The organism is Nonomuraea monospora (genome assembly GCF_039531895.1).
Lineage (GTDB): Bacteria > Actinomycetota > Actinomycetes > Streptosporangiales > Streptosporangiaceae > Nonomuraea > Nonomuraea monospora.
This window is the reverse complement of the sequence record NZ_BAAAQX010000066.1, coordinates 12,178-27,879: the sequence shown is the minus strand read 5'-3', so window position 1 is coordinate 27,879 and position 15,702 is coordinate 12,178. Positions and strand designations below refer to the sequence as shown.

The window sequence follows — 15,702 nt, the reverse complement described above, 5'->3', positions numbered from 1 at the left end:
TCCGGGCGGATACTCTACGCTATCATGGCATGGCGTGACCACTGGATTACCCGAAGTCAGGCGTGCACTTCCAACATGGTGATCTCGGGCGGCGCCCCGACGCGCACCGGAGGGCCCCAGAATCCCGCGCCCCTGGTCACGTACACCTGCGTGCCGCCCACCTTGGCCAGCCCCGACACGACCGGCTGCTGCAGCCCCACGACCAGGTTGAACGGCGCGATCTGCCCGCCGTGCGTGTGCCCGGACAACTGCAGGTCCACGCCGTGCTCGGCCGCCTGGCCCACCTGGATCGGCTGGTGGGCGAGCAGCACCGTGGATCGGCTGGTGTCGCGCCCGCCGAGCGCCTTATCGAAATCGGGCCCGTCGCCGGAGGCGGCCCCGCCGACGTCGTTCACGCCCGCCAGGTCGAGCACCGCGCCCCGATGGCTGATCTCCACCCGCTCGTTGCGCAGCGAGCGGGTGCCCAGCTCCTTCAGCTCCTCGACCCACTCGCCCGGGCCCTCGGCGGTGAAGTACTCGTGGTTGCCGGTCACGAAATAGGCGCCATATCGGGACTCCAGGCTGCGCAACGGCCGCGCCAGCGCCCCGAGCTGGGCCACCGTGCCGTCCACGAGGTCGCCCACGATCGCCACCACGTCGGCTTCCAGCCCGTTGATCATCCGGACGATCCGCTCGGTGTGCGCGACGCCCGTGAGCGGGCCCAGGTGGATGTCGCTCACCACGGCGAACCGCAGGCCGCTCAGCCGCGCGTCCAGCTTCGGCAGGGTGACCATGACCCGTTCGATCACGGGGTCGCCGAGCGCGCTCGACAGGCCGTACCCGACCGTGCCCAGCGCACTGACCCCGGCGATGGCGGCGGTCGTCCGCCCGAGAAAGAGCCGCCTGCTCATCGGCGAGGCGCTGGGCACCGGCGCCTTCTCAAGCTCAGGCACCGGCGCCTCTTCAAGCTCAGGCACCGGCGCGACCGCGACCACCTCATCCGCTTCGGCCACCGGCGCCGCCGTGCCCGCCAGCACCGCGACCGGCTCGGGCTCCGGCGCCCGTTCCCGCCGCTCGCTCCCGCGCAGGACCGCCGCCGCGACCGCTCGCGGCACCTCCAGCACGATCAGCCCGATGACCAGGTAGAACATCACTGCCAGCCAGATGTACCCCGGCCAGGCCACCCAGCTCTCCAGCCCCATCCGCGTGCCCACGAACGTCACCACGAGCACCACGAACAACGCGCCCAGCCCCAGGGTCAGCGCCTTGCGCGACCGCCCTGGACGGGTCGTCTGACGCACCAGCCGATGCCACAGGTACCAGTGCGCCAGCAACACCAGGGCCACGAAGATCAGGACGATCACACCATTGATGCTACTTCCGGCAATTACGACTTGGTCGCGGGCTTCTTAGCCGGAGCCTTCTTCGCGGGCGCCTTCCTGGTGGTACCGCTCTTCGTGGTACTGCTCTTGGTGGTCGTCTTCTTGGGCGCGGGCGCCCGCTCACGCCGCTCGGCCAGCAGCTCCGCCGCCCGCTCGATCGTGATGTCCTCGACCGTGTCGCCCTTGCGCAGCGACGCGTTCGTCTCGCCGTCGGTCACGTACGGCCCGAAACGCCCCTCCTTGACCACGACCGGCTTCTTGGAGTTGGGGTCGTCGCCCAGCTCCCGCAGCGGCGCGGCAGCCGCCGCCCGGCCCCGCCCGCGCTGCTTGGGCTGCGCGAACAGCTCCTTGGCCTGCTCGATCGTGACCGTCAGCAGGGCCTCCTCGGACGTCAGCGACCGCGAGTCGGTGCCCTTCTTCAGGTACGGGCCGAACTTCCCGTTGTGCGCGACGACCTCCTCGCCCTCCAGCTCGCCCACCACCCGCGGGATCGACAGCAGCTTGAGCGCGTCGTCCAGCGTGATCGTGTCCAGCGACATGGTCTTGAACAGCGAGCTCGTCCGCGGCTTGGGCGCGTCGGCCTTCTTCGTCCGCCGCTTCGGAGTCTCCTCCTCGGCGGCCGGCTCGGGCAGGACCTCCGTGACGTACGGCCCGTACCGCCCGTCCTTGGCCACGATCATGTGACCGGTCGCCGGGTCGTTGCCGAGCTGCCGGTCGCCGGTCGGCCGCGAGAACAGCTCCTCGGCCTTCTCCGCCGTCAGCTCGTCGGGCGTCATGTCCTCGGGCACGTTGACCCGCGCGCCGTCCCTGTCGAGGTACGGCCCGTAGCGCCCGACCCGCAGCACGATGTCGGTGCCCTTGACCGGGAACGAGCTGATCTCCTTGGCGTCGATCTCGCCGAGGTCCGTGACCATCTCCTTCAGGCCCTCGTCGCCGTCGGCGCCGTAGTAGAAGCGCTGCAGCTCCGGCACCCGCTCCGCCCGGTCGTTGGCGATGTCGTCGAGCACCTTCTCCATCTCGGCCGTGAAGTCGTAGTCGACCAGGTTTCCGAAATGCTGCTCCAGCAGGTTGACCACGGCGAACGCGAGGAACGACGGCACCAGCGCCGTGCCCTTCTTGAACACGTACCCGCGGTCGAGGATGGTGCCGATGATCGAGGCGTACGTCGAGGGCCGCCCGATCTCGCGGTCCTCCAGCTCCTTGACCAGCGACGCCTCGGTGTAGCGCGCGGGCGGCTTGGTCGAGTGCCCGGCCACGTCGAGCCGCGTCAGGCCGAGCGCGTCGCCCTCCGCCAGGTTCGGCAGCCGCTTCTCGGAGTCGTCGCGGTCGGTGGAGGGGTCGTCGGCCCCCTCCACGTACGCCTTCAGGAACCCGTAGAACGTGATCGTCCGCCCGGACGCGCTGAACTCGACGTCCTCGCCGGCCGACGACCTGCCGCCCACCTTCACCGTGACCGACTCGCCGACCGCGTCCTTCATCTGCGAGGACACGGTGCGCTGCCAGATCAGCTCGTACAGCCGGAACATGTCGCCCGACAGCCCGGTCTCGCCCGGCGTGCGGAACTCCTCGCCCGACGGCCTGATCGCCTCGTGCGCCTCCTGCGCGCTCTTCACCTTGCTGGCGTAGACGCGGGGCTTGTCGGGCACGTACGAGGCGCCGTACAGCTTGATCGCCTGTGACCGCGCGGCCGCCACCGCCGTCTCCGACAGCGTGATGCTGTCGGTACGCATGTAGGTGATGAACCCGTTCTCGTAGAGCCGCTGCGCGACCTGCATCGTGTACTTGGCGGAGAAGCCCAGCTTCCGGCTGGCCTCCTGCTGCAATGTGGTCGTCCGGAACGGCGCGTACGGCTTGCGCGTGTACGGCTTGCGCTCCACGGACTTGACCGCGAACGGAACCCCCCGAAGCCTTCCCGCCAGCTCACCGGCGGCGGCCTCCGACAGGTGCAGCACGTCGGCGCCGCTCTTGAGCTGCCCCGTGCTGGCGAAGTCGCGCCCCTGCGCCACCCGCTTGCCGTCGACCCCGGTCAGCGTGGCCGTGAAGTCGCGCGGACGCTCCTCGGGCTTGTTCGTGTCGAACAGCGCCTGGAGGTCCCAGTAGTGGGCGGGCGTGAACGCGATGCGCTCCCGCTCCCGCTCCACCACCAGCCGCGTCGCCACCGACTGCACCCGCCCGGCCGACAGCCTCGGCTTGACCTTCTTCCACAGGACGGGGCTGACCTCGTAGCCGTAGAGCCGGTCGAGGATGCGCCGCGTCTCCTGGGCGTCCACCAGCCGGAGGTTGAGGTCGCGCGGGTTGGCCACCGCGTCGCGGATCGCCTGCGGGGTGATCTCGTGGAACACCATCCGGTGCACGGGCACCTTCGGCTTGAGCACCTCGCGCAGGTGCCAGGCGATGGCCTCGCCCTCGCGGTCCTCGTCAGTGGCCAGGTAGAGCTCGTCGGCGTCCTTGAGCAACTGCCGCAGCTTGGCGACCTGCGTGCGTTTGTCGTGGTTGACGACATACAGCGGCTCGAAGCCGTGCTCGACGTTCACCCCGAGGCGGGCCCATGGGGCTCCCTTGAACTTCTCGGGGATGTCGTCGGCCCGCTCCGGCAGGTCGCGGATGTGACCGATGCTCGATTCGACGATGTAGCCGCGCCCGAGGTACCCGGCGATCGTCTTCGCCTTGGCCGGCGACTCGACGATCACCAGGCGTGTTCCGCCGGCGCTGCCGTTCTTGGCTGGCACGCTGCTTCCTACCTCGCTGTTCGCTAGCAAATCCCCCTGCCGGGAGTCGGCACAGACTGAAAGGTAACCCGACTCGCGGAAATTTCCTTCCCCCGGGCTACCCACTCGCTTCCGGGTCCACCCACAAGCACGCAGAATAAGGCCCATCGAGCGGCATGGCGCCCTGACTCACCCTGGAGACTAATCGTTGTGCTCGACTACTCCTACATGGATATCTTCATTCCACGCGATCTCACTCGCGAAGCAGCACGTCAACTGCTCACCGAACACGCAGAGTACGGGCAGTGGGAGCTCGCGCGCGTCCGCGTGCACCCCGACGGCAGCCGTCACGTGCGGCTACGCCGTAAGATCATGCGAGTACGACGCACGCTTTGAACCCCGGACATGGCTTTGCCCGCCCCGGGCCGCGCCCCCGGAACGGGCAAAGCGTCTATGGCGGACTGCTCACAGGCTGTGAGCAGGAGCCGTACCGTGTTACGTAGTAGCTGTATCCCTTACTTACGGCCGAGCCGGAATCGGGGATCGGTGATCGTTGCGAGCGTGGTCACTTACGGCCGAAGCGGAACCGGCGAGCCGTCGCGAACATCGTCGCCGAGGCGGCCAGCAGCGAGCCGAGCAGCAGCGCGAGCACCGAGCCCGAGTTCATGCCGGTCACGCCGGCGGGCTGCTCGGCGCTCATCAGGCCGACGTCCGGGACGGGCAGGCTACGCGCGGCGGAGTTCACCGCGCCGCCGGCCGGGGTGGAGGCGACCAGGTCGGTGGCCGGGTTGAGCGCGGAGACCGGGCCCGTGGACTTGGCGCGGCCCTTGCCGTCGACCGGAGCCGAGACCGCGGTGCGCTTGGGCTTCTCGGGCGCCAGGGGCAGGCCGGGCAGCTCGGGGAGCTGCGGGAGGCCGAACGTCTTAGCCGCGTCCTCGACGGCCGGGAGCTGGCCGGTGACGTTCCCCACGCCCTCGACCTGCTTGGTGACCTCGGCGACGTTGCCGTAGCCCTCGACCTGCTTGGTGACGGTGCTCACGCCCGGCACCCGCTTGGCCAGCTCGGTCGCGTTGCCGAGCCCCTGCACCTGCTGGGTGACCTCGCCGACCTTGCCGCCGACCTCCTGGGCGCCGCCCAGCACCGGCAGGGACGGCGTGATGGGCAGCATGCCGCCCTTGGCCGCCGCGACCTTGCTGTTGGCGCGGGCGAAGCGCTCGAACCCGTCCGGACGCTCCGGCCCCGGCCTGCCGACGTGCGCGCCACCGAGGCATCCGGCGGCGGCGTCACCCAGGACGGCCGCCGCGTTGCCGCAGACGTTGATCGGGGCCGCAATCGACGCGACCGCCTGGTTGCCGCTCAGCACGCCGCCGGCGCCCGAGGTGCGGTTGCCGCCCCCGCCGATGCCGTCCTGCGCCCAGACGCCCGCCCCGCCCCTGCAGCGGGCCTCGGACAGGCCGAGCACCGCCGCCGCGTTGCCGCAGGCGTTGATCGGCGCCGCGATCGGCGCGACCGCCTGGTTGCCGCTCAGCACCCCGCCGGCGCCCGACGTGCGGTTGCCGCCCGCGTGCCTGCCGGACTTGTGGACGGTCGCGCCGCCCTTGCACCCGGCGAACGCGTGGCCGAGCACGGCCGCCGCGTTGCCGCACACGTCGATCGGAGCGCTGACAGGGGCGACGGCCTGGTTGCCGCTCAGCACGCCGCCCGTGCCCGAGGTGCGGTTGCCGCCCGAGCCCGAGTGCTCGACCTTCGAGCCGCCCTTGCACCCGGCGGACGCGTTGCCCACGGCGTTGCCGCAGACGTCCACGGGCAGGCTGATCGGGGCGACCACCTGGTTGCCGCTGCCGGCCCCGAATCGCCCGTCGGTGTCGTTGCCCGTCGAGCCCGCGGCCATGTGGCGCGCCTGGTAGCGCTGGCCGGGGCCGCCGTTGTTGGTGACGGTCGAGCCGCCGCGGCAGCCGGAGAAGGCGTGCCCGATCGCGGCGATCGAGTTGCCGCAGATGTTGATCGGCGCGGAGATGGGCGCCACGATCTGGTTCCCGCCGAGCACGCTGCCGTTGCCGGACGTACGGTTGCCGCCCACGCCGCGCCCGGTGTTGTTGACGACGGCGCCGCCGGTGCAGCCGGCCGTCGCGTCACCGAAGATGGCCAGCGCGTTGCCGCAGGCGTTGATCGGCGCGGAGATGGGGGCCGAGATCTGGTTGCCGCCGAGCACGCTGCCGTTGCCCGAGGTCTGGTTGCCGCCGGCGCCGCCCCTGCCCTGGGTGCGGACGGTCGCCCCGCCCTTGCAGCCCGCGTCCGACTTGCCGACCAGCGAGACGGCGTTGCCACAGGCGTTGACGGGGACGCTGATCGGCGCGTTGACCTGGTTGCCGCCGCCGACGGAGCCGTTGCCCGACGTCTGGTTGGGGATGCCGGGACGGTTCTGGTTGATGACCTGAGCGCCGCCCTGGGAGGTGGCCTCCGAGTGGCCGATGGCCGCGGCGGAGTTGCCGCTGATGTCGATCGGCACGGAGATCGGCAGGTCGACCTGGTTGCCGCCCGCGACGGACCCGTTGCCGGAGGTGTCGGCCAGCGCGGTACCGCCGGCGCCGAACGACATGACTGCCACGGCCAGCAGGGCCGCGGGGCTTGATGCCTTCGCCCACGTACGCATGATGAATGCTCCTAGTGGTTCTTGGGGGGATTACCTGAACGAGTTCGCGGGCAGCCGGGAAGCACGCGTCGAGCACGTGCACAGCGGGTCCCGGATACGCGAACCGGTGGAACTTGAACTGACGTGTTTCACCCGCGGGCGGAGGGACTCATGCCACGCTCCGTCGCTCTACCGCTCTACCGCTCAACCGTGAAGATTCGGACCACCGGGACCCGGGCCGACTCAGCTTTTCGTGTCGGCTGGCTCTGGGCCTCTAAGACGTCGGGCCCTCTGAGACGGCGCGCTTCATCGCGCGCTGCGAACCATCGTCGCCCGTCGTCCCGGCCGGCTCGCTCATCTCACTCGTCGAGCCGACGTCCTGGGTGCGGGGATCAGTCAGGTGAGAAGGAAGGGTCGTCCGCCGCTGTGCGGACGACGGGGGGAAGCAGGCGCGCCACGAGGGCGCGCCCGGCCTGGAGCCGCGGGTCGAAAGCAGACCTCACGGCATCCCCTGTCGCAGGCGCCACGGGACCGTTGCCACCGCCGTTGGGCACCAGACCATCGGTGTCCAAGATCTTCCCGGCGGAGGAAGGTGCGGGCAGGCCAGGGTCCCGCTGGCTGTTGAGTCCGTCGACCGTACGACCGGCCATGGCCTCGGCGTTGTCCGACGCCGAGACGCGGACGGGGGCGGTGAGCCCGTGCGGCGCGTCCTCGGACGCTTCTGTCACGGCGGTGGCTTCCGCCGGGCCGGCGCCCGCGCTCCCTGCCGCACCTGTCGCCGCGGTGGCGTCCGCGGCCGCCGGAGCGGCGGTGAGCATGCCGAACACGAGAACAAGCAGCCACCCGGCGGCCACCAGGGCGCCAATCGCAACTGCCCGCACGACGACCCGCCGGGCACCGGCCGCGAACCGCGCCATCCGGTCACCCAGCTCGGTGGTCGGGCCTTGAGCAGGGACAGCCTGGACAGTCACGCGCGGGCGGCGCGCAGCACGGGCCTTCGCCCTCAGCTGCTGCAGCACCGCCACGCGCGTCACATGCCCTCCCGAGCTCCAGAACCGGCCTCACGTCGTGAGGCCGGTCCGTGGACTCACCCCTCAACGATCCGTAACCGTAGCAGCACCCAAAGTTGTCGCAAGGCCTTTTCAGCGGAGGACCAGAAATTGGCCAACCGGCCCGGGGGCGAACCCTCCCCAACCCCGACATCCCGCTGCAGCGGTCCCCACGAGAAGCCCATCTTGGGCCCCAGATCGGGTATTCCCGAGGGATGCGGGGTTCCTCTGGCGTCTCTCTGGCGGGGTACGGGATTCTTGGTATGACGCACCCCGCAGAGTTTGCTAACCTTACTGAGCCGACGCGGGATGACGGTCTCGCGTGCAGGCACCAAGTCCGGGTGGCGGAATAGGCAGACGCGCTAGCTTGAGGTGCTAGTGCCCAGTGATGGGCATGGGGGTTCAAGTCCCCCCTCGGACACAGGATTACCCCCTAAAGAGCTCGCCCTGCGGGGCGGGCTCTTTCTTGTTGAGCGCGGTCACGAAAGGAATGTCCGTGTGACAGACGATGACCAGGCCATCGGCTCGCAATGCGGCAATGATCTCAGCCGGCCCATCCCGTTCTCCGCCGCCAACCTTGGCTAAGAGCTCTGCCAGCAGCCGATCCTCCCGTACATACAGACACTTCGGGCCGGACACTTCGCGAGGTCTGGCGCTGGTGAAACCGTGTCGGCACCGGTATCCGGGACGCCCGTTCACCCAGTGCGAATCCAGCCGACGCCCACATGGCCCGCACCTCAGCAGCCCCGCGAGCAGATAGACGCGCCGGTTGCCGTCCTGGGTGGGACGAGCAGCCCGGATCGCTTGCGCGACGACGAAGTCGTCGTCGCTGACCAGCGCCGGATGGCTCCGCTTCGTCGAGATAACCCACTCCTCCGGAGCGTTCCAGCTACGCACGGCCAGGTCGGCGGCGCTGGTGCTCTGCCGATTCCAGACCTGGCGACCGGTGTAGCGCGGGTTGCCCAGGATCGCCGCGACCGTGCGCAGCGTCCAAGCCTGTCCCGACCGATGCGGGTTGCGCTCGCGATCTACGTTCGAGGGACACGGTACGCCACGTTCATTGAGCCTCCGGGCGATCCCCGCCACGCTCATACCCGCCAGCCGCTGCGCGAACATCCACCGTACGTGCGGCGCCGTGACCGGATCAGCGTCAAGCCGGTGCAGGCGACGGCCCCAGCGGGCGTGCGCCCGGTTCGGATGCGGACCCGCGTCGACCAAGCGGTAGCCGTACGGTGGCCGGCCACCGAGAAAGCGTCCCTGATCGGCAGCCTGGTTCCGCATCGCGGCCAGCACGCGGTAGCGGGCCCGCAACACCTCCCGCTGCGATTGCCCGCCCAGCAACAGCATCAACGCCTGATGCACCGGGCTTCCTGGATCTACCGGCCCACCCGCCTCCGGCATCCACAGTTGGACGTCGGAGGACTGAAAGAGCGGCAGAAGCTGCGTGAGCTGATCCCCCGAGAAGGCTCTTTCGTACTCGCCGACCACGATGGCGTTCCAGCCCCTTTCCGGATCGGCCAGAGCCGTCAGCAGAGCGGCAGACTGCGGTCGCTCGGTCCACGACACCCGCCGCGAGTATCCGATGTCCACGAACTCGGCCACGATCACGCCCCGGCCCGCGACCAAGATCTGTGCTGCCTCGCGCTGCCACCCACACGAGGAGACAGGATCCTGGAAATCCTCGGTGGATGTTCGTGCGTAGAAGGCGAACTGCAACGGCCCGTCCTTCGGACGATGACGAGGAGGTCGCGAACCGATGACCTTGTGCTGGACCCAATCGTCGAACAAAGAGGACATACCTAGTTGACGCAGGAATGCGCCGCCTATGACGCCACACGATGAGGCATCATGAAGGGGCTCAACGACGTGATCCAGGAGGTGGGCATGGCCATTGATCGGTTCACCACGCCGTTGTACGGCATCGCCGAAGCGGCCGGCTACCTCGCGATACCCGCCTCCACCTTCACCAATTGGGCCTTCGGTTACCAACGCCGTCAGCACGATGGCCGTGCGACCCGCGCCAAGCCCGTCATCACCGCCACCCGAGCAGAACGGCCGAACGAAGCGTCCGTGCCGTTCATCGGCTTGGCCGAGGGCTATGCCCTGGCCGCCTTCCGGCAAGCGGGTGTACCCCTGCAGCGCATCCGACCGGCGATCGACGCATTGCAACGGGAACTCGGCCTGGAACACGCCCTGGCCAGCCGCAGGCTCTTCACCGACGGCGCCGAAGTTCTCTACGACTACGCCGAGCACGTCGGCGACGATTCGGCCCGCGAACTCGTCGTCGTCCGCAACAACCAACGCGTCTTCACCGAGGTCGTGCAGAACTACCTGCGCCGGGTGCACTTCGCTCACGATGGATACGCCGAAGTGATCACTCTCCCGCAATACCACGTCGCCGAGGTCACGATAGATGCCCGTCACGCCTTCGGCCGGCCCCGGTTCGCCCGCGGGGGCGCCAAGCTCGAGGACGCCATCGACCTGTTCCGCGCCGGAGAACCCGTCGACGTCGTAGCAGAGGAGTACGGACTCACACGCGACGAGATCGAGGACGTCCTGCGTGTCGCCACCCGCACAGCCGCGTAAGTTCTTCGTCGATCGCAGCCTCGGCCGAGTCGCCGTCCCCAAACTGCTGCGCGAAGCCGGATGGGACCTGATCACCCTCGCCGAACACTACGGCGTCCCCGAAGACGAGACCGTCGAAGACACCCGCTGGATCGAAGACAGCGCCAAGCTCGGTTGGGTCGTCCTCATGAAGGACAAACGCATCCGCTACCGGCAAGCCGAGATCGACGCCGTCATCGGACATCAGGCCCGCTGCTTCGTCATCACCCGCGGGGATCTCACCTCCGCCGCCTACGCCGAACGCTTCGTCGCCAACCAGCAAGCCATCTTCGCCGCCTCCGACACGCCTGGTCCCTTCATGTACGCCGTCCACATCGACCGGCTGGAGCGTCTCTATCCCCCGCGTGGCTGATCCCCCGACGGGGACCTGATGCACATCGGCGGACCGCCACGTTCTGATGTCGTCCTCGACGCGATACCCGGCGAACTGCGGCATGCTTTGTCTGTGAATGACGAACGGCACGGTCGCCCCGGATCTGACGTCGAGGTGGATCACGCGGCGGATGCCCGGTGGCAGATCCGCACGCTGATCGGGCTCATCGTCAGCGGCGACCTCGACGAGCATCTCCCGGAGATCGCCCGCGCGGTCAACCAGCGCCAGCACGAACGCAAGAACGCCCAAGAGCGTGAGGTCTTCGCCGCCTTCCAGGTCGGTGACCGAGTCCGGGTCAACCACAGTAGACGCCCCTCCTACATGCACGGCGTGACCGGCACGGTGATGGGCTTCGCCCACAAGAACGTCCGTGTGCTCCTCGACACACCCGTCGGCCGCTTCACCGACGGCGAGGTCACGGTGCCCCCGCTCGGATTGGACCCGTTGTGACCGCCCTGTCTCACCTTTCCGGCCACGAGGCCGCCCTCGTCCTCACCAAGCTCCTGGCCGGGCACCCCGAGGACGGCGTTCCTGGCAGCTCCCGCCGGAGCGCTATCCCCGCGCAGTAGCGTTGGTTCCACGACAGAAAATGGGGGACTCCGTGCCCGGCATGGCCCGTGAACGACTGGCCGAGTTGCTCGACGCCTCTGCGGAACCGGCCGCCTCCAGCGTCTATCGAAAGCTTCCCAAGACCGCTCTATCGATGAAGGTCGATGGAGTCGGTCCGCTGCGGTTTCCCGTCTCCGATGAGCAGGCCGTCCAACTGCGCGGGCTCGGCCGCCGTGCACGGTTCGGACGCGGGGAGCAGACCCTGACCGACCCGGAGGTTCGCGACACCTGGGAGATCCCCAAGAAGTTGGTACGGGTCAAGCGGACGGAGGCGTTCGCGACCGCCCTCGATGGGATGCGTCAAGAGCTGGGGTTGCCACCGCACTGTGAGCTCACGCCGGAGCTGCACTCCATGCTCCTGTACGAGACCGGGCAGTTCTTCGTCGCGCACCAGGACTCCGAGAAGGACGACGCCATGGTCGCGACCTTGGTGGTGACACTGCCGTCCGCGCACACCGGCGGCGAACTCGTCATCGAGCATCAGGGCCAGACCAAGAAATACCGAGGGCTGAAGACCGCAGTCTCGCTGGTGGCCTTCTACGCCGACTGCCGCCACCAGGTTCTTCCCGTCACAGCGGGCAACCGTGTCACCCTCACCTACAACCTGCTCCTGGCGGGAGACAGCCAGGACGCGGCGGCAGGACATCCGCTGGTCAGCGAGCTCGCGGCCTGCCTTCTCACACACTTCGACACCCCGGTCGTCCTCCCGTACAGCCATCGCAGGGGCGATCCGCCGGCACGACTGGCGTACCTCCTCGACCATGAGTACACCGCCCGCGGCCTGAGCTGGTCCCGGTTGAAAGGCTCCGACGCCACGCGGAGCGCCCTCCTGCGAGTCGCGGCGGAGCGGGCGGATTGCGAGATCACTCTGGCCCTCGCGGAAATACAGGAGACCTGGGACGCCTACGATCCCGACGAGGATGAGGACGGGTGGTACGGCGAGTATGAGGACGAGGACCCCGACGATGAAGGTTCGGGCAGCGCGGACGACCGGGATTACGTCCTTCAGGACCTGATCGAGACCTCCACCACCCTCGCCCACTGGATCGGCCCGGAAACCGGGCGGCTCGAGGACATCTCGCTGGACCTCAGCGACGCCGAGGTGGCCTCGACCACCCCAACGGCCGACATGACGCCCTACTCCTCCGAGTACGAGGGCTACATGGGCAACTACGGCAACACCCTGGACCGCTGGTACCGGCGAGCGGCACTGGTCATCTGGCCACGCAGCCAGGGCTTCGCCAGCCGAGCCGAGGCGTCTCCGGGGTGGGCGCTGGACGAACTCAAGACGATGGCCCGCGCCGGGAAGAGCGCGCAAGCCCGTGAGGCGGCACGGTCGCTGGAATCCTTCTGGCATGCCGCGGGCCGTTACCCCGGCCAGACCGAACTTCTCGGCAAGGCGCTGGAAGCAGCCAGGGAGTTGAACGACGCGCAGATCGCCGTCATGCTTCTGCGACCGTTCGCGCTGGAGCGATTGTCCCCCGGGCACGGTCCGGCAGTCGCCGGCCTGGCGGCGCACTACGGCGGCACCTGGATCGACGCGCTGCTGCACGACTGGACCGAGGGCTGGCGCCCCGGCTCCTACGGCCTCGCCAAGACACCGCTGGAATGGCTCGAGAATCTCCCACAGCTGTGTGCAGCGCTCTCGGTTGAGGGGAGCCCGTCCACCGAGGCCGCCCGCCGCATCGTCGATCTGTCGTGGACGATGTTCGCGGGCCAGGTCGGTCCGGCGCTCGACGGGCCGCTCACCTCCCGGCAAGCATCGTGGCTGACCGCTTTGGGCGCGCCCTGTTGCGGGATCATCGCGGCCGCGGCCTGGCTGGGATCGACGGACGTTCTGAAGGACGCCCACCAGCTCGCGCGCACGGCCGGCGATCGGGCGCACGTACTGGCGATGTCCACCCTGCGCGCCGCCGGGACGCGCCGAGCGGGCTTCGGCGACTTGGCCGTCAACTGTGCCGAACGGATCCAAGCATCGCTGGCGCAGCCACAACGCGCGCCGGACAACTGGTCGATCGCGCTGCCCACCGAGTGCGAGTGCGAGCTGTGCGAAGTGCTCGGTACGTTCCTCCGGCATCCTGAACGGCGTGCCCTCGACTGGCCGCTGGCGAAGGACGGGCGCCGGCATGTGCACGGTCGAATAGATGACGCGGAGCTGCCCGTCCGTCACGAGACCAGACGGCAGGGCCGCCCGTACACCCTGGTCCTGACCAAGACAGAGGCCCTCTTCGAACGGGAGCGTCTCGCCCGCGAGCGCCACGAAGCGGATCTGGCTTGGCTCACGAACGAGTGGAAGGTCTCCACCTGAGCCATCACGGACACCGTCAGGTCACGTGAATGTGGTGTTCCGGGATGGGGATGGCAGCAGGCCATGTGCGTCCAGTGACGCTCAATCCTCGGACACACGGTTTCGTACATGATCGCCTGAGCTCAGCTCGGGCGATCTTTGCGTTTCAGGCCCAAGACCTCCAAAACGCGCGTGAGCCGGGCGCCACATCGCATGGCGCCCGGCTCCCCCATAAGTGTCAGCGTTGCTCGCGTACGTGTGACGCCTGCTCCTGCGCATGCTGCTTGGTAGCCTGCGCCGCGTCGGCGGCCGACTCCTTGACCTGCTGGGCCGCCTCCCGGGCGGTCGACCTGGCCTCCTGGCCCAGCGACTGCGCCGACTCTTTAAGGGAGTCGACGACGGGTTCGGCGTAGGCGCTCGCCTGTTCCTTGGCCTGGAGGGCGGCGCGCCGTTCGGCTCGGGTCTCGGGGATGAGTGCGGCGGCAAGGGCGCCGAGGCCGAACGCGATCAGGCCGGCGGCCAGGGGGTTGCCCTGGGTGGTGCGCATGGCCTGCTGGGGTGCGGCCCTGACGGCGTCGGCGGCCTGGCTGGCGTTGTCCTTGACGACGCTGGCGGTGTGGGCGACGTTGTCACGCACGGTGGCGCCGGTTTCGGACAGGGCGTTCTTGGCGCTGTCCGCCGTGTCCTGCATGCGTTCGCCGGCGTGTCCGGTGGTGCCCATCACGCGCTCCTTGAAGTTACGGGCCTTGGTTCGGATACCCGCGGTCCTGCGGCGGATGATCTGGCTCGGGCTGGTCTTGTCGGCCAGCCGGTCGACGTCGCGGCTGATCTCGCCGCGGGTCTGCTCGATCTGCTGCTTCAGTTCTTCAGATCGCGTGCCCACTGCACGTCCTCCTTCAGTGTCTTCACGGTCTCCTCCGGCACCGGTGACACGGTCTGGAGTCGTTTGCGGCCCATGACGAACATCACCGCTGCGGTGACGCCCCACAGCACGGCCACGATGAGGGCGGCCCAGCCGGCGTCGATGGCGGCGTCCAGGCCCCAGACCAGGGCCAGGCTCAGGAACAGGGCGGTCATCCAGCCGGCGAAGCCCGCGCCGCCGAACATGCCGGCGGCCTTGCCGGCCTTGGTGGCCTCTTCGCGGATCTCGGTCTTGGCCAGCTCGACCTCCTGGCGGAACAGCTTCGACAGGTCGCTGCCGAGGTCGCCGACGAGGTCGCCGAGGGAGGGCTTGGAGGCCGGGGTGGGGGTGTTACTCATCGGTCCTCACCCTCCGGCGGGTAGCGGGTCGTGCCCGAGGACGGGGCGGGCGGCGTGACGGGCACGGTCGGCGTCGTCGCGTAGGTCGCGGGTGTGTCGGTCACGGGGGTGTCGGTCGCGGGGCCGGCCGGCTGGTAGCCCTGCGTGTGTCGGGGCGCGGGGGTGGCCGACTCGTAGTCCTGCCTGCTGCGCGGTGCGGGAGTGGTGTCGCGTGGTGCGGGAGTGGTGTCGCGTGGTGCGGGGGTGGTGTCGCGGGCGAGGTCCTGGCGCGGCCGGTCGTCGTCGTCCTGGGTGGCTGCCGCGCTCGCCTTGACCAGGCGTCCGAAGAGGAACCCGGCCGCGAGCGCGCCCGCCAGGAACACTCCGGGACGGCGGCGCGCGAAGTCCTGCAGCTCACCGACGGCGCCGCCGATGCCCCGGTCCTCCAGGTAGTCCGCGGCCTTGTGGCCGGTGCCGGCGACCTGCTGGAGCACCCCCTGTACGGGGCTGTCGGGCTTGCCGCTCTCCGTCATCTCCTTGAGCTCGTCGGCCCAGTGGCGGAGGTTCCGGGCGGCCCGGCGGCTCTGGGAGTCGGCCTCGTCGCGCACCCGTCCGCGCAGGTGGGTGACGGCCTGGCCGGTCTGCTGCCTGATCTCGCCGCCGACCTGGCGGGCCTGCTGGGTGGCGGTGTGCGCGGTGTCGGCCGCGGCTTCCCCGGCACGGCTCACCGTGCCGTGCTCGGAGCGGGGCTGCTCCGGGTGTCCGCTGCGGCCGGATGTCGGGAATTCACTCATCGGTGGCTCCTCTGCCATCGCGGTA

General features: G+C 69.4%; 14 protein-coding genes and 1 tRNA gene. 7 read left to right on the top strand and 8 right to left on the bottom strand.

What is annotated here, in order from left to right:
- Positions 1-56 precede the first annotated feature (56 nt).
- On the bottom strand, positions 57-1,343 hold the full coding sequence (locus ABD331_RS58355) for a metallophosphoesterase (RefSeq protein WP_344495841.1): 1,287 nt from the start codon (positions 1,341-1,343) through the stop codon (positions 57-59).
- Between the two features lie 23 nt (positions 1,344-1,366).
- Complete coding sequence (gene topA, locus ABD331_RS58350; protein WP_344495839.1) at positions 1,367-4,090, bottom strand: type I DNA topoisomerase; 2,724 nt, start codon at positions 4,088-4,090, stop codon at positions 1,367-1,369.
- A 189-nt stretch (positions 4,091-4,279) separates the two neighbouring features.
- On the opposite strand from topA, the gene ABD331_RS58345 reads away from it, so the two are divergent.
- On the top strand, positions 4,280-4,465 hold the full coding sequence (locus ABD331_RS58345) for a DUF5703 family protein (RefSeq protein ID WP_103957247.1): 186 nt from the start codon (positions 4,280-4,282) through the stop codon (positions 4,463-4,465).
- Positions 4,466-4,634: 169 nt separating this feature from the next.
- Here the strand turns inward: ABD331_RS58345 and ABD331_RS58340 are convergent, their stop codons facing one another.
- On the bottom strand, positions 4,635-6,722 hold the full coding sequence (locus ABD331_RS58340; RefSeq protein ID WP_344495835.1) for a chaplin family protein: 2,088 nt from the start codon (positions 6,720-6,722) through the stop codon (positions 4,635-4,637).
- 371 nt (positions 6,723-7,093) lie between these two features.
- Complete coding sequence (locus ABD331_RS58335; RefSeq protein WP_344495833.1) at positions 7,094-7,726, bottom strand: hypothetical protein; 633 nt, start codon at positions 7,724-7,726, stop codon at positions 7,094-7,096.
- A 359-nt stretch (positions 7,727-8,085) separates the two neighbouring features.
- Between ABD331_RS58335 and ABD331_RS58330 the strand changes: the two genes are divergently transcribed.
- Positions 8,086-8,171, top strand: a tRNA-Leu gene (locus ABD331_RS58330).
- A gap of 5 nt (positions 8,172-8,176) precedes the next feature.
- Here the strand turns inward: ABD331_RS58330 and ABD331_RS58325 are convergent.
- Positions 8,177-9,466, bottom strand: a complete 1,290-nt coding sequence (locus ABD331_RS58325; RefSeq protein WP_344495832.1) for a recombinase family protein — start codon at positions 9,464-9,466, stop codon at positions 8,177-8,179.
- Positions 9,467-9,598: 132 nt separating this feature from the next.
- On the opposite strand from ABD331_RS58325, the gene ABD331_RS58320 reads away from it, so the two are divergent.
- From ABD331_RS58320 to ABD331_RS58300, 5 genes are read left to right on the top strand one after another with little or no spacing between them, the layout of a single operon-like run.
- The gene (locus ABD331_RS58320; protein WP_344495830.1) at positions 9,599-10,336 is read left to right on the top strand and encodes a DUF433 domain-containing protein; all 738 of its coding nucleotides are present in this window, start codon (positions 9,599-9,601) and stop codon (positions 10,334-10,336) included.
- Complete coding sequence (locus tag ABD331_RS58315) at positions 10,311-10,727, top strand: PIN-like domain-containing protein (RefSeq protein ID WP_344495828.1); 417 nt, start codon at positions 10,311-10,313, stop codon at positions 10,725-10,727. The genes ABD331_RS58320 and ABD331_RS58315 overlap by 26 nt, the downstream gene beginning before the upstream one ends.
- A gap of 18 nt (positions 10,728-10,745) precedes the next feature.
- Positions 10,746-11,198: a hypothetical protein gene (locus ABD331_RS58310; RefSeq protein ID WP_344495826.1), complete on the top strand. Its 453-nt coding sequence runs from the start codon at positions 10,746-10,748 to the stop codon at positions 11,196-11,198.
- Positions 11,195-11,317 (top strand): hypothetical protein, encoded by a 123-nt coding sequence (locus tag ABD331_RS58305; protein WP_344495824.1) that lies wholly within the window; start codon positions 11,195-11,197, stop codon positions 11,315-11,317. Before ABD331_RS58310 ends, ABD331_RS58305 begins: the two co-directional genes overlap by 4 nt.
- Positions 11,318-11,358: 41 nt before the next feature.
- Positions 11,359-13,665, top strand: coding sequence for a 2OG-Fe(II) oxygenase (locus tag ABD331_RS58300; protein ID WP_344495867.1), 2,307 nt, complete (start codon positions 11,359-11,361; stop codon positions 13,663-13,665).
- A gap of 217 nt (positions 13,666-13,882) precedes the next feature.
- Here ABD331_RS58300 and ABD331_RS58295 read toward each other — a convergent pair whose 3' ends face one another.
- The 3 genes from ABD331_RS58295 to ABD331_RS58285 are packed head-to-tail and all read right to left on the bottom strand — an operon-like array spanning position 13,883 to position 15,677.
- Entirely contained in the window at positions 13,883-14,527 is a 645-nt protein-coding gene (locus ABD331_RS58295; RefSeq protein WP_344495822.1) for a DUF3618 domain-containing protein, read from the bottom strand.
- The gene (locus tag ABD331_RS58290; protein ID WP_344495820.1) at positions 14,503-14,904 is read right to left on the bottom strand and encodes a phage holin family protein; all 402 of its coding nucleotides are present in this window, start codon (positions 14,902-14,904) and stop codon (positions 14,503-14,505) included. The genes ABD331_RS58295 and ABD331_RS58290 overlap by 25 nt, the downstream gene beginning before the upstream one ends.
- Positions 14,901-15,677 carry a hypothetical protein gene (locus tag ABD331_RS58285; protein ID WP_344495818.1) on the bottom strand — a complete coding sequence of 259 codons (777 nt, stop codon included), beginning with the start codon at positions 15,675-15,677 and terminating at the stop codon, positions 14,901-14,903. Before ABD331_RS58285 ends, ABD331_RS58290 begins: the two co-directional genes overlap by 4 nt.
- Between the last annotated feature and the right edge of the window lie 25 nt (positions 15,678-15,702).